Here is a 13,667-nt window from a genome sequence, read left to right on the forward strand (position 1 = left end):
TTTATCTTTAGGCAATGCCTGGAAAAACTCCATCCATACCTGTAAAGCACTTTGGCGATGAATATGACCTGGGGCTTAGTATCGAACGCTTCAGTTTTGAAGATTTGCCGGATATGGGTGAATGGGAACAACCGGAACGCCACGACAGGCATTCTTTTTTTCTGATCGAAGCAGGTTCTGTTGCACTCGAAATTGATTTTAAACGATATGACATTCAAGCGCCGGCAATGGTTTACATGCACCCTGATCAGGTTCATCGGATTATTAGCTTCAATGAAATAAAGGCCTGTACCCTTGCCGTTAATGATGAGGTCTTAAACCTTGAATATCTTCGAGTATTAGAAGAAATTAATCCTACGGAACCTGTTTTATTAGATGAAGAAACATTTAAACTTTTGTCTTCGGCCGCATCACTTTGCATTCAAATCGCTGGCAGGGAAAGAGATCAGTTTTATAAATCACTGCTCAAAGATCACGGCAATGCGCTCATTGGACTGATGATTTCTTGTATGGGCAGGATTAAACCTGGCGACAAATTTTCACGCGCAGAGCAGGTCACAAAATCATTCAGAAAGATTCTTGCACATCATTTTATGAACCTTAAACGTCCTGCAGTTTATGCTGAAAGGTTAAATCTATCTACTGCATACCTCAATGAATGTGTTAAAATGACCACTGGTCAGCCGGTATCTTACCATATTCAGCAACGCGTAATTTTAGAAGCTAAACGCCTTATTTGCCATTCCAATCTATCGCTTAAAGAAGTAGCTGTTACGCTGGGTTATGACGATTATCCGTATTTTTCGCGACTTTTTACAAAGGTTGCAGGTGTTGCGCCTGTAAGCTTTCATAGTAAAAACCGCGATTAGTTCAAGCTTTGCCTGTATTCTGCCTATTCTCTTTTTCGTTTATACCCGTCCTTTGTCTTCATGAAAAATATTTTAATATCCGGTGCAAGTTTTGCCGGACTTTGTACGGCCCATTGGATGAACAAACTTGGCTATCAGGTCACAATAGTGGAGGTTGCATCAGGGATTAAAAAAGGCGGAACGCCCGTTAACATCATGGAGAATACAATTGACATCCTTAAACGCATGGGCCTGTTCGATCAAATTGTAGCAAACCAACTGCAAATGGAATCGATGTCATTTAAAAATGCAGATGATGTTACCCAACTGGTTGATTTCCGCGCGAAAGACAAGGCCGAAACTGATGAAGTAGAGTATGAGGTTGAACGGGATTTTTTGTTAAATCTGCTATATGAGGCAATAAAGGATAATACGACTTTTATTTTCAATGAGCGCATCACCAGCCTGAAAGAAACGGCAACACATATGGATGTCACCTTTAAAAATAAAGGCCCACAATCCTTCGATTTAGTTTTCGGCTGTGATGGCATCCATTCTGCCGTTCGGAAGCACTGGTTTGGAGATGAAGCTTTATTCTCACATTTCCTCAAAGCTTATTTTTCGATTACGATTGTAAACAAACTGCTTATTCCCGAAAATACCACGCAGATGTACAGCGAACCTGGTAAAACTGTTATGCTTAATGCCTATAACGGTAAAACGGATATCTGCCTGTGCTTTCATTCTGACAAAGAGATCAGTTATGATTACCGTAATGAACAGCAAATGCGCGAAATTATTCTGGATCAATTCAAGGATACGGCCTGGCGAACTCCGGAATTACTCAAAGAAGTGCTGCAAACTGATGGATTTTACTTCGACAAGCTTTGTCAGATGAAGATGCCTTCGTGGACCAAAGGTCGTGTTGCACTGGTGGGTGATGCAGGTTATTGTGCCTCTCCGGCAGCCGGAAGAGGCGGTTCACTGGCTATAGATGGCGCAGCGGCAATGGCAACCGCTTTCGAAAAATATCATTTGAACCACGAAGAGGCCTTTAGAGCTTACAATGAAAGCTTCCGCCCGTTTATTGACGACGTGCAGGCACAGGTGATCGATTTTGGTCTGGACGTCCTGATTCCGAGAACTGAAGAAGCCATTCAAAACCGATACCAAAATGGCCTCGGTTTCTAAGTAGTTATAAAAGCTACTTGAAGTCTTTGATTGCCGTACCGTCATACCGGTGTACTCCATCAAAATCACCAAACCAGATATTCCCTTCATCGTCTTCCTGAATTCCGAAGATCATGGGCTTATACACAATTTCAGTGGTCATTAGTATTTGGTCAGTTAGCGATTTCGCGTCATAGCGTGTAAGCGCCCAGGCAGGGCCTTTCACGCTATTTCCAATTGCCGTGCTAGTATTGTCAGCGCGTTCGGAACTTGTCCAGATGTTTCCTTTTTTATCTTCATAGATGTAGCCTACAAATCTTCTGGTCAAACAAGTAAACGTTTTGCCGTTGTAGCGCCAAAGCCCATCTGCACCGCCCAACCAGATATTGCCGTTTTTATCCTTAATAATGGAACGCATATTGGTAAAAGGTTTACCATCAATATTGGCTAAAGTGATAAACGTCTTTCCGTTGTAAATGGTAGTGTAACCCCGTGTCGCGATCCAATATCTCCCTCTCTTATCTTCGATAATGCCATTCACATCATTGTGCATCCAGCTGTCGTTCGGAAGCGTGTGCTGGTAAGCGGAGCTGTGAACAGAATCAGACTGGGCAAGGGTAGTGGCCTTGCTCATTTTGATGTTTTTAAAACCATTACCATCATAAATGCTTGCCCCATTTTCTGTTCCAAACCATATATGGCCACGTGTATCCTCGTAAATATGAGTCACTCTGTCGCTGGCCAGCCCATCCTTTGTGGTAAAGTTCTGAAACGATTTTCCATTGTAGTAATAAATGCCCGAACCCACAGAAGCAAACCAGAAATTGCCTTTCCTATCTTCCAAAACAGAAAAGAAACGTGCCGAACTCACACCGCGGGTCATATTCGTAAACGTTTTTCCGTCATATTTAAAAACACCACTCCATGAAGCAATCCACATATTGCCATTACTGTCTCTTTTAATTGTTCTCACAATACCTTTCGGGATAGTATTAAGTGGTAAATCGCCAGTGTAAACAGAATCCTGAGCGTCGTTTTTTTGTTGTCCGCTTGCCGGCGAATGAAATATTACTGCCATTACAAAGAGCAGGAAGCAAAAAGCATTTGTTGTATTTTTCATGTTTTTTAATTGGTTCAGCGAAATTACTTTGATATCTTTCCGACAGCCTAATCTGGATTGTAAATAAAATTGTAAACTTTGTAAATAAAACCTGATTACATGCAAACCGCCCGAAATCTGTTCACCGGAAACCATAAATACATGGTCGGATTGATATTACTTTGTTTTATCTCAGTTATTTGTGTGGCCTACCGCACGGGGGATGCTGATGATTTCGATCAATCCAAAAGAGAAATCTTACTCCGCAAAATAGCGCATGAGTTGCTTTTAAAATCGGGTGATCGTACATCCAGGGTACTGCCTGTGAAAAAGATTGATGAAAACGAATATCAAATCAGCTTCGAGCATCAGTTTAGTTTTTTGCCTGATGCTTTGGTGAACACTACACGGCGTTTGCTGGCCCACGATCCACTCACGAAACATTATGTGGTCAATGTGCGGAAAAGCGGTAGCACTGACGTAATATATGGCTACGCCATTTCTAAAAATAAGCATGATGATATCATTTCCTGTAAAGGAAGGATGCAACCTAAAGCAGCATACCTGATCAATATCAAATTCAAACCCTCGGGATCACATCCGGCTAACAAAGAGTATCTGCTTGGTAGCCTGTCATTCCTGGCCTTCGTTGGATTTGTTGTTTTGAAGTCCGCTAAGCCGATAAAATCGCTGTCTGATGATTTGCCCGCTGATGTATTCAGGCTAGGTTCGATACTCTTCAATGAGCAGCAAAGGACGCTCCAGATAGATGAAAATACGATCTATCTTACGGGGACAGAAACGCGGGTGCTGAGCATTTTCGCACGCCAGCCAAATCAAACCATTGAACGAAGCCGGCTGCAGAAGGAAATCTGGGAAGATGAAGGTGTTATTGTAGGACGCAGTCTGGATATGTTCATTTCAAAACTCAGAAAAAAACTGGAAGTTGATCCATTAGTCAATATTCTGGTGATCAGGGGCAAAGGGTATAAGTTGGAGATCGGTACGTGAAATATAGAAGATATGGAAATAGATTTCACCAATATAGCCTATCTCAAAAAAGGAAATGGAAAACAGCTGATTGTTTACGATTTGCTTTCCCGGTCCGGGATAATGCATCGGCTGGGTGCATTTGATCCTGGGATACACATTGTTTTTAATCAAAAATAATTATATTTGACTGTATCAAAATCAAATTAAATGCGCGATTTCACCTCTCACAGTACCATGGAAGTTGGCCCGATAGGCCTCATCATCATCTTTATTGTTTACATCAGCTTATGCTTAATTTCAGCCAATTACGGTCGGCCAACTAGATTCGGATTTTGGAAATCATTTGCACTTAGTCTGATATTCACTCCAATCATCGGGAATACCGTCTTGTTTTACCTAAGAAACGAAAAAGCGCTTAAAAAGTAGGTGATTTACACTTACTGATTACAAACTCGAATCCTTGTGTTTGAAAAAAGACACCAATGCGATCGTAGTAATCATCGAAGATCCAATCTGGACTGCCATAGGAATTTCTAACTGTAGAAAGAGATTTGCTGCATAAAAAACGACATTGTAAATCAAAAGCATTGTCAATGCAATCAAGTAAATTTTTATAGGATGTTAATTAATATTTTAAATATAGTAAATTTCGATACACCTACAAATAATCGGTGACGCCTGATTCACACTCTCTTGCATATCCTGCAACGAATGAATAAATTAGTCTCCCAAGATAAATGCTAAATACCTTCAATATGTTAATAACCAAGGTTTTCTATACCATCCTATTTGTTTTCTTTACGCTAATCCTATTCAGCTGCACCAATAACAATCACAAATTGATTTCCAGTTCAATAAAAGATAGCACAATAAAAAGTAGTTCCGATCTACCCATTCCAAAGCAAATCTCTCCATCATCTGGTCCAGCAGATGAAATTGCGGGTACCTATAACATTGTAAACGAGCCAGTAGAAACCGATAAATGCTCGATGACAATTACCATTTCGAAGGATGCTAAAGGCTATACCTATACCTTCACGTCCGATAGCAGGTCGTTGAAAGGAAAGCTTTCGGTTGAAACGACCGCTGAAAATAATGGTTACTACATCACACTCGAAGGCATTGAATGGAGCGAATATGAAGGCCCGCTAGACGATGAAGGTGATCCCAAAGCAAAAGAGGGCTTAGATTTACCCGTAGGTGTAGATGCCTTACTTCAGGATCATTCGATTACTCTTCAAAATTACGGCAACTCCATGAACTATTACGTAAAGCTGGCGGACTGTGGCAAAAAGTATATCTTACTAAAAAAGCAGCTCAATAGCCAAAAATAGAAGCCATATTGTAAACCACATTTGCTTTCAACTTTACATGTTGTGCAGGATAGCAGAAATATAATCTTGGTTGGTTTTAAAATTGTAACTTGCAACAAGTAAAGTGGTTAGGCTGCACATTAATAAATTATGGTTTAATGCAACTAACCGCCTTTGTATCGCATCCTGCACTTCTGGAATATGTAGAAAGTATTCATGTTATCGAGATTAAATTCTCTCTGGTGGAATCACTATCCCCAATATATACTTTTGTGCCCACACATACTCGTTTTTTATGTTTTTACCTGAACGACAGGGTAAAAGTTAAAAAGTCAGACGGGGAGTTCGAAAGCCGTGCAAGGTCAATTATCATTGGTCCACAGCTAACTCCCGTTACGCTAGATCTGGGTAGCGATCATTATTGCGTTATCGTTTCTCTTAAACCCTGTGGTATGTATCGCCTTTTAGGTATTCCCCTGAAAGAAATTATCGACAGAGATTATGATGCACGCCTGGTCATAGGGTCTGAAATTGACGATGTGCTGGAGCAATTGCAGGCAGCACCAACCAACGCCCTGAAGAATGAGGCCATACAAAAATATCTTCTGGGTAAGCTGCAACATCTTAAGCCTGCAGTTGCATTCGATCAGGCGATGATCCAGCTGGTAAAAGGTATGGGAAACCTTTCTATGGATTTTCTGGCAAGCCAATCCAGCCTTAGTGTGCGGCAATTCGAACGGAAATCATTGGAGCGAATTGGCTTACCACCCAAACTATATGCCCGTATGGTACGCTTTACCCATGCCTACAATTACAAAGAGCGCAATCCTGCCGTGTCATGGAGTGAAATTGTCTACCGGTTTGGTTATTTCGACCAGATGCATTTTATCCGCGATTTTAAGTTTTTTGCCGGATTCACCCCCAGTCTTTTAAAGGAAGATAACCTGAAAGTCTCTGTGAAATTCAATTCTATTGCCGATAAATAACAACCCTTACATACGCTAACGGTATCACTTTGTGCTATGGCTATGCCATAGCCTGCCAATTTTTACCAGTAAATTTTTTTCATGATGTCGCGTTTATACTATCCTCGGCCCGAATTAATACTTAATATTGGATAAGTATAAACTCATAATCATTTACACATCCTCTAAAAAAAATTAAAGTTATGGCAGATGTAATGAAGGTCTTATCAGATCTGGAATATAAAGCAGTAGGGGTAGACCCTAATACTAAAAAGATGCCCGAAGGGTATTTTGTTTCTTTCCGTTCAATCGGACTCCCGATTCCGGAAGATGATTTCAGAAACCCCTGGACACCGACAGGCTCTAACCCGAAACAAATATTGGATTCCAAACCAACGGATGCTTCAGCAACATCGGCAGAGCCGCAAGACCCGGCTACCGTTGAGGCAGTATCTGTGAGTAAACAGTTAGAAAAAATGGAATTCATGACTGCCAATATCGGCGCAAATATGCAGGCATTCTTGCAAACATTCATGCTTACCGATAATAAAATCCTGCTTGATTCCACTTACCGGGTAGCACCAACCTCCAGTAAACTGAATGACACCTGGTTTGCCATTGTAAATGGTGCCAACGGTATTGCTCCCGACCTTGAGCTGAATGAGGAAATGAAAAAGGCGGTAAAAGATGCCAATGCACAGTTACAAACTCCTGAAGGGGACAGTACCATGCACTTTGAAAAATATATTCAGTACCGGGATGAATACATGGAAGCGGTGAGAACCAGAGATAAGATGTACGCAAATGCGATGTCTGATCCGATGAAATTGCAGATGTGGCCTATACAGGGCAAAACCTATCAGGATGATGTAGATTTTGCATGGGACAAGTGGCAGGGATTTGGCTTCAAACAGGAAATTGATCAGGCCATTGCCGTTCTGGCCAGTCAGGGTATCGATCCCGCCATTTTACTCATCGCCAGGGCTAAACATAAATACGAAAACAGTCTGGTCAACATTCCTAACATAGGTAACATCCCTTACACCTTCATGACGCCCGCCAAATGGTACTCCTCAACAGGTGCCGATGGCTGGAATACCTATACCCAGGCCGACTTCCATACGGAAACTCATGTTGATACCCAAACCAAGCGTACAGCAGCAAGCGGGGGCATAAAATTCGGGTTTTTCAGGGCTAGCGGACAAGGTTCAAGCAGTGAAGAGAAAACCTCAATTGATATCGATACTGAAAGTCTGACCATTACCTTCGAATATGTCACAGCCGATATACAGCGGCCATGGCTCGATACCACACTATTAAACCTTGGTAACTGGTTCCTAGTTGGCGATTATCCTGCAAGCTGCATTTCTGACGGAACCTTCAACCAACAGTTCAAGGTAAATAACCCTACAGAAATGTTGTTTCTTCCCTCGGTGATTACCAGTTTCATCCTGGCCAGAAATGTGAAAATACAATGGAGAAAAACTTCTGCCGATATCGATAAGTTGAAAACAGCCGTTTCAGGTGGCGGAAGTGTAGGCTTCGGACCATTCTTTTGCGGTGGGGCATCGCATGGTGAAACACACGATAAAAGAGATTATACATTCGATGATAATATGCAGGGGCTTGAAATATCAGGCGTACAGCTTATTGGTTACGTTTCAACCATTGTTCCGGGTTCGCCGAAAAAGAACGGAAAAGATTATATGCAGAAGAAAAAAGAAACCCCTGCAACACCCGCCCAACCTGTTCCAAATCCATAAATCATATTTGCCTAACCTAAATGCCTTATGGATGTAAACAATCTAATCACCTCGGTGCAAGCGTTTTTTATTGAACAATATAAGGGAGTGGAGCACTCGGATTCGTTTTTGTCTTTTGAACCTTTGGGAAGTATGATCGATCCTGAGGATTTTATGGATGAGAGCGGCATGATTTCAGAAATCAAAGCTACTGAACAGGTCTCCATCTTAGGCGACAGGCTCCCGGAAATTGCTGATATTTTTCTCACTGGAACCACCAGCCTGAGCAGTGTGTATGAAGTACTGATTGAAAGTGCCGTATTTTCCGGATCCAAAATCACAGCTGAGGATAAAACTGCGTACATAAGTAAGTTCGGACAAGTGAAGTCAGATTCCCTTCAACAGTTTGAATACGGAAAGAAAGCGTCCATTACCACTCCTGAGGGTAGCTACCTGCCAGTACATGCCTATCCCAAAAAATGGTATGACCCTGATGGTGCCTTTTGGGTAGCAAAAGTATTCTCGACAAAAGAAGCCGCCCCGAATCCTCCGTCCAACGCCGGTACCGGTAAAGCCATCCCCATGGTGTGGCGTACCAGGGTATTGGCCAATCCCGAAATTGTGAAGATAGCCGAAGAGCAACCACAACGGAGGAAGCTGACTAACCTGTCTGCAGCACTACGCCGAAACGGGGGAAGTCAGCTTAATCTGGAGCGTACCATTGCGCCGAAGCTTAAAAGCACGCTGATCAAACCTTTACAATTTACCCGCCTCAATTCAACGGCTTTTGATTTGAAAAAGGTTGCGCTTCCGGCAGATGCCGAACAAAAGGTCGAGATGAAGGACATGCAGGTACTTAAACACTTCAATTTTGCAGACCGGATTAAGCTTACCAATCATTTTCTAACCAATAATCCTGCGCCCGAAGTTCCCGTACATGCCGATGAATTTTCGATGGAGTTTGAGTACTGCATTGTATACCTTGACAGGCCCTGGTTTAATACTGGCTTGTTCCATTATGCCAATATGTGGTACTGCCTGATGATGAAGGAGAAATATTTCTCCTCCGGTGAGAAGGATGAAAGTAATGATGGCTTATTAAAATGTATCCCTACAGCGATGATTCTGATTAAAGACCTAAAAATCAAAGCTTCCTGGACAGATAGCGATAAGCAGCAGGCGCAAGATAGTATTGGACTGGGAATTTTCAATTTAAGTGGCAGTACGTTTTCTAACAATGAACTGGCTACTCCGGGCATGCAGATCATCGGATGGATGTGTGAGGTTCTGCCAAAATTGCCCGCAATGGACGATCCGAATGTAAATTTTTTAACCTAACCCTATGATTGATGTAACTACCCGGGTGCTTGATGAACTCAACGCCATTCCCGGTACAACCAGCAGGCCAGGCTTAAGCCGGTTTGATGAAGCCAGATTTTTTATCGAAGCCTTTTGCGGAAGGTATATACCCGACGACTATGAGCGGGCAACGCAAATGACCAACGATGAACTTTGGGAATACTGGATAACAGTAGATAAACGGAGTATGGAATTCGAATTTGATAAACAAGAGAAGGAGCTTTTGTTTATTGAATGTGAGGATAACTCCGTTAATGAGCAAACGCTGAATGTGGTCAATTATATAGCAGACCCCGATTTTAAAACCGTTGTTCTGGAACGTGAGGGCGATGTTTATCCGAAACTGATTGTTCTCAGTATCCCTAACTTATTGAATATATCCGACTATACCGATGCCGGCGGCATTCCCTTTCATGTTTATTTTCACCCAACCCTCGGCCAGAATATTGCGAGCCATTATACCGCCGTAAACGAACCGGGGAGAGCATCATTGAAAGATACTGTCGACAATCATTTTATGCCTTATGGCTGGGATTTTCTCTTCTTTATTGGTCTAAAAAATATGACCTATCGCACAAGCACCAATCTCGATGTCAACGGTAAGGTTGATGTATGGGCTGGCAAAGGCTTGCTCTATCAGATTAACAATTCTGGCAAATACCTTCCCAACGTTATCCCTATTCTCGACCCAACCAGGAATGCTGGCGATTTTGAAGACCCGCAACTGCTCCTGCAAATTCTTAAAGAGCTCCAGCAGTTTATCATCCTGCATAATGGCTTCGAAAGTCCTGAACTGCTTCCGGTAGGGAAGTCGGCAATATCAGCATTCAGTAGCGGGCATATCTGTTTTAACCATTTATTGCAGCATGCCACAAACACTGATTTAGGCGAGTTTTTCGGAGATACCCTGCAAGAGGTGTATATGTTTGATGCCCCCAAAGATACCAATACCAGCTGGGTTGCTAATGCCCATGCCTGGGCCACCACATATGGCGATGATAAAGTTATCCGTGGTTATTCACAATGGGATCCCAATAACACCAGCCTGCTATTGGCCAGGGGCCAGTCCATCATGCAAGGTAAAAACATCATCAATAGTGACAACCCAAACAGGTCATTTGCTTTAATCGGGCAGTCTTTTTTTACTGATATTCTCGCTTCAGCCGATTGGCAATCCATTCACCAGGCCATTCCCAGCTTAATGCTTTATGATGCGCTGACCAAAAGTCAATTCACAGTTTAACCCACTAAATTCTACTACTATGGAAAACGAATTTGAATACAATCAGGACGAAACTGAGTCGTCGGAAAATCATGAAAAAAGTGACTCTGCTTATCTGCAGGCAGGAGAAATGTATGGATCTCTACTGACGAAGGGAGTACCTATATTGCAGATCCTGAGCAAGGTATACCATATGATTTCTGCATTACAGTGGTAAACACTGGTGATGAGCCTTCAGGGCCATTTATGGTCAAATTTGTGCTGAGCGGAGATGCTGACCCCGCAGAAGAATATTTCACAGATGAAATTGAAAACCTTGATTCCGGTGGTAGGAGCCTTTTGTTTTACCATTATGGCTCTTTTGCAAATGAATTTGCAGTGTTTCATTTGCAGGCGGTAATCTGTTCGGCCGATGGAACCGAAATCAGTAGCGATCAGGGATTTGATTTTACCATCAACTCCGATTAAATATTCAGCAGCCATCCAGATTCCACCCTTATGGTTCTCATTGAAAAGGTGGCGAATCTCAGCGTTCATAAAAAACTGGAATCAAAATTCTTTGATTCCAGTTGCGCCATACTATTTGTTTTGATCTAAACCACGGCCGGTTTTGTGCTGCAGTTCATCAATTCGCTTTGACGCTTCTGACTTGGTAAGCGTGTCATCAAACTCTTCTCCAGCCTCATCAGAAAGTGTTTTCAGGTACGATCCCTGTGCGCCGGTCATTGGCTCATCGCCGGTAGTCCAGTCGTCAGGATTTTTAATAGTGTTGCCACCTGTTGTATCTAAACCAGTATTTGGAGCAGCCTGGTTGGTCTGCTGTTCGTTTTTTTCTTCGTTGTCAATCATAATATTGTAGTTGATGTGATTACTTAACAAATAAAAACCAGCCAAAGTTTCCCTTCATTCCCTCAAAGCGTAACAATATCATCGCGCATGTGAGTTTACGGAGTTCACCATATCTACTTAATCTTGATAATCTAGGATTTTATTCTCCATCTCCGATAAAGTGAATATGTCATCAAGTTTAAGGTAATACTCAATTGGTCTTGCCCAAAAGCGCGGTTAATCTGTAAATATGCTGATCCAATTTGCCTAAATGCCTTGCAAAGACTTTGTGATAACAGTTTGATATGTATATCTTTAAATGGCCAAACGTCAGCAGCATAGTAACAAACTACCAAAGCAATCATGATTCGAAAACAATTTAATATGCCTTCAGCGGTGAAAAACGAGTTAATCCAAAAACTCCTGGCTAACCGTATTTCTCGTGATGAGCTCGATGTTCTGCGCGCTGAGATTGACGAAATTGATCTCGCAAACATCATTCAGCAAATTTACGACCTCAATATCGAACAGGTTCGTAAACTTGCTGCGTTGGCGCCGGTGATGAGCTGGGTTGACAAATTGAAAAACAGCAGGCGCAACCACCTTTTTGTAAAGAAAGTAAAAGCCAACTTCCGTAAACACATTGCAAAAAAGAACGGACTTAAAAACCGCGTAATTGTGGTGGAGGGAGATTCATGGTTCAATTACCCTGTTTTGCTTAGCGACGTAATTGATTGGATTTCAATGGAAGAAAACATGGCAGTTTATTCGGTGGCTTCTGGTGGTGATTGGCTCCTGAATATGATCAGTGCTAAAAAATATGTAGAACACCTGTCTACCTTGCAGCCCGATGTATTCATTATCAGCGGTGGCGGGAATGACCTGGTTGGGAATAACCGTATTGCCGCCATGGTAACTCACCTGGCCGATTCCAATGAATTCGAACACAGTGAATTTGCACAATACCTTTTCAAAACTGCTTCCCGTCCATTAAACGGCCAGCAACTGGCTGATTTCAAAGACGGCGCCAAATTCATATCCAAAGATTTTTATGCCTTGCTCGGCTTCTTCCAGCTGCAATATTATTTCCTTATTAATGGTATCCTTAACTCCGGCAAAAACGAACCTGCAACAAGTAAGTTTCCGGGTATTCAGATCATCACTCAGGGCTACGACTATGCCATTCCCAATGATCAGCGATGGGTAGGGTTAAATCCCTTTAAATGGTACCGCACTTTCGCCCGTACCTTTCTGGGTCATGGTAGCTGGCTCAAAACACCACTTCAACTAAGAGGTATTTATGATTCCGGCGACCAGCGGAAAATCGTGTTCGCCATGATCTTCCTATTCAACGAAATGATGATCGATATTGGGCGCATCTTCAAAGAAAGACTCGGAGAGAACAGGGTGTTTCACATTGACTCTCGCGACAGCGTGGGCGAAAATGGCTGGACGGATGAACTTCACCCGCTGCCGGCCCATTTTAAAGAGACATCCCAGGCATTTATTCAATGTATTAATAATCCTGATAAAACCGGCGATGCGGTAATCCGAGTTACTGATTTAAATAAGGAGAACAAGCCATGAAACATATATTGATTATAATATTATTTGTTTTGTCGGGCATCATGTATTTTCAGGGCAGAGTATTGCTGCGGGGCAGTGGTTATGGTATACTTGATATTGAATTTGCCGGCAAGCAGAAAACTGCAGAGATCGTTCAAAGCTGGCACGAGCTATCTGAAGGCGACCAACAGCTCGTCACAATCGCCAGGAGAAATACGTATACCGACTTCTGGTTTATCCCGGTTTATGTACTCCTGATCATTACCTTATCAAATGCGAGAATGCAGCGAGAACAGCGTTACTGGTTAAACGAACTCTTGCGGCTAAATTTGCTATTAGGAGTATTAGCAGGGAGCCTTGACGTTATCGAAAACCTTATGCTATTACACAATTTCCACTATCCTGGTATTGCTGAAACATGCTATAGCATTCAATACGTTGCTGGTGGTAAATTTGGTATGCTGGCGTTTGTCCTTTCCGTTTATGTGTTTTCGCTGGCTGTGCCTAAAAAGGGTTCAATACACGCGCGGTAGCGATCATTTTAATTTTGCTGTAATTCAAG

At 42.3% G+C, this 13,667-nt stretch carries 14 protein-coding genes; 12 read left to right on the plus strand and 2 right to left on the minus strand.

Translation table 11 applies throughout. The annotated features are described in order from the left end of the window. Positions 1-14 precede the first annotated feature (14 nt). Together AB669_RS20040 and AB669_RS20045 are read left to right on the plus strand one after the other, a co-directional pair. Entirely contained in the window at positions 15-869 is an 855-nt protein-coding gene (locus AB669_RS20040; protein WP_047801146.1) for a helix-turn-helix domain-containing protein, read from the plus strand. A 60-nt stretch (positions 870-929) separates the two neighbouring features. Beyond that, positions 930-2,039: an FAD-dependent monooxygenase gene (locus tag AB669_RS20045; RefSeq protein ID WP_047801147.1), complete on the plus strand. Its 1,110-nt coding sequence runs from the start codon at positions 930-932 to the stop codon at positions 2,037-2,039. 13 nt (positions 2,040-2,052) lie between these two features. Here AB669_RS20045 and AB669_RS20050 read toward each other — a convergent pair whose 3' ends face one another. Next, positions 2,053-3,138 carry a two-component regulator propeller domain-containing protein gene (locus AB669_RS20050; protein WP_047801228.1) on the minus strand — a complete coding sequence of 362 codons (1,086 nt, stop codon included), beginning with the start codon at positions 3,136-3,138 and terminating at the stop codon, positions 2,053-2,055. Between the two features lie 99 nt (positions 3,139-3,237). Here AB669_RS20050 and AB669_RS20055 point away from each other — a divergent pair, with 99 nt between their 5' ends. The 8 genes from AB669_RS20055 to AB669_RS20090 all read left to right on the plus strand — a co-directional run bounded on the left by AB669_RS20055 (position 3,238) and on the right by AB669_RS20090 (position 11,179). Then, positions 3,238-4,128, plus strand: a complete 891-nt coding sequence (locus AB669_RS20055) for a winged helix-turn-helix domain-containing protein (RefSeq protein WP_047801148.1) — start codon at positions 3,238-3,240, stop codon at positions 4,126-4,128. A 737-nt stretch (positions 4,129-4,865) separates the two neighbouring features. Then, the gene (locus AB669_RS20065) at positions 4,866-5,444 is read left to right on the plus strand and encodes a hypothetical protein (RefSeq protein ID WP_156166815.1); all 579 of its coding nucleotides are present in this window, start codon (positions 4,866-4,868) and stop codon (positions 5,442-5,444) included. 137 nt (positions 5,445-5,581) lie between these two features. After that, positions 5,582-6,409 carry an AraC family transcriptional regulator gene (locus AB669_RS20070; RefSeq protein WP_047801150.1) on the plus strand — a complete coding sequence of 276 codons (828 nt, stop codon included), beginning with the start codon at positions 5,582-5,584 and terminating at the stop codon, positions 6,407-6,409. Between the two features lie 182 nt (positions 6,410-6,591). Next, on the plus strand, positions 6,592-8,151 hold the full coding sequence (locus AB669_RS20075) for a hypothetical protein (protein WP_047801151.1): 1,560 nt from the start codon (positions 6,592-6,594) through the stop codon (positions 8,149-8,151). A 27-nt stretch (positions 8,152-8,178) separates the two neighbouring features. Beyond that, complete coding sequence (locus AB669_RS20080; protein WP_047801152.1) at positions 8,179-9,468, plus strand: hypothetical protein; 1,290 nt, start codon at positions 8,179-8,181, stop codon at positions 9,466-9,468. Positions 9,469-9,472: 4 nt separating this feature from the next. Further along, positions 9,473-10,732, plus strand: a complete 1,260-nt coding sequence (locus AB669_RS20085) for a hypothetical protein (RefSeq protein ID WP_047801153.1) — start codon at positions 9,473-9,475, stop codon at positions 10,730-10,732. Between the two features lie 19 nt (positions 10,733-10,751). After that, positions 10,752-10,928, plus strand: coding sequence for a hypothetical protein (locus tag AB669_RS22270; protein WP_156166816.1), 177 nt, complete (start codon positions 10,752-10,754; stop codon positions 10,926-10,928). Then, the gene (locus AB669_RS20090; protein ID WP_047801154.1) at positions 10,922-11,179 is read left to right on the plus strand and encodes a hypothetical protein; all 258 of its coding nucleotides are present in this window, start codon (positions 10,922-10,924) and stop codon (positions 11,177-11,179) included. The genes AB669_RS22270 and AB669_RS20090 overlap by 7 nt, the downstream gene beginning before the upstream one ends. 111 nt (positions 11,180-11,290) lie before the next feature. Here the strand turns inward: AB669_RS20090 and AB669_RS20095 are convergent, their stop codons facing one another. Then, a complete protein-coding gene (locus AB669_RS20095; protein ID WP_082120750.1) occupies positions 11,291-11,560 on the minus strand; it encodes a DUF3072 domain-containing protein in 270 nt (89 codons plus the stop codon). 342 nt (positions 11,561-11,902) lie between these two features. Between AB669_RS20095 and AB669_RS20100 the strand changes: the two genes are divergently transcribed. Next, entirely contained in the window at positions 11,903-13,126 is a 1,224-nt protein-coding gene (locus AB669_RS20100; protein ID WP_156166817.1) for a hypothetical protein, read from the plus strand. Then, on the plus strand, positions 13,123-13,638 hold the full coding sequence (locus AB669_RS20105; RefSeq protein WP_047801156.1) for a hypothetical protein: 516 nt from the start codon (positions 13,123-13,125) through the stop codon (positions 13,636-13,638). Before AB669_RS20100 ends, AB669_RS20105 begins: the two co-directional genes overlap by 4 nt. The last annotated feature ends 29 nt before the right edge of the window (positions 13,639-13,667 follow it).

The organism is Pedobacter sp. BMA, assembly GCF_001027745.1.
Lineage (GTDB): Bacteria > Bacteroidota > Bacteroidia > Sphingobacteriales > Sphingobacteriaceae > Pedobacter.

Bases quoted from the DNA above. Each gene is read 5' to 3' on its own strand.
- AB669_RS22270 (WP_156166816.1), top strand. From the start codon at position 10,752: ATGGAAAACGAATTTGAATACAATCAGGACGAAACTGAGTCGTCGGAA.
- AB669_RS20050 (WP_047801228.1), bottom strand. From the start codon at position 3,138: ATGAAAAATACAACAAATGCTTTTTGCTTCCTGCTCTTTGTAATGGCA.
- AB669_RS20045 (WP_047801147.1), top strand. From the start codon at position 930: ATGAAAAATATTTTAATATCCGGTGCAAGTTTTGCCGGACTTTGTACG.
- AB669_RS20075 (WP_047801151.1), top strand. From the start codon at position 6,592: ATGGCAGATGTAATGAAGGTCTTATCAGATCTGGAATATAAAGCAGTA.
- AB669_RS20065 (WP_156166815.1), top strand. From the start codon at position 4,866: ATGTTAATAACCAAGGTTTTCTATACCATCCTATTTGTTTTCTTTACG.
- AB669_RS20080 (WP_047801152.1), top strand. From the start codon at position 8,179: ATGGATGTAAACAATCTAATCACCTCGGTGCAAGCGTTTTTTATTGAA.
- AB669_RS20100 (WP_156166817.1), top strand. From the start codon at position 11,903: ATGATTCGAAAACAATTTAATATGCCTTCAGCGGTGAAAAACGAGTTA.
- AB669_RS20085 (WP_047801153.1), top strand. From the start codon at position 9,473: ATGATTGATGTAACTACCCGGGTGCTTGATGAACTCAACGCCATTCCC.
- AB669_RS20040 (WP_047801146.1), top strand. From the start codon at position 15: ATGCCTGGAAAAACTCCATCCATACCTGTAAAGCACTTTGGCGATGAA.
- AB669_RS20095 (WP_082120750.1), bottom strand. From the start codon at position 11,560: ATGATTGACAACGAAGAAAAAAACGAACAGCAGACCAACCAGGCTGCT.
- AB669_RS20055 (WP_047801148.1), top strand. From the start codon at position 3,238: ATGCAAACCGCCCGAAATCTGTTCACCGGAAACCATAAATACATGGTC.
- AB669_RS20105 (WP_047801156.1), top strand. From the start codon at position 13,123: ATGAAACATATATTGATTATAATATTATTTGTTTTGTCGGGCATCATG.
- AB669_RS20070 (WP_047801150.1), top strand. From the start codon at position 5,582: ATGCAACTAACCGCCTTTGTATCGCATCCTGCACTTCTGGAATATGTA.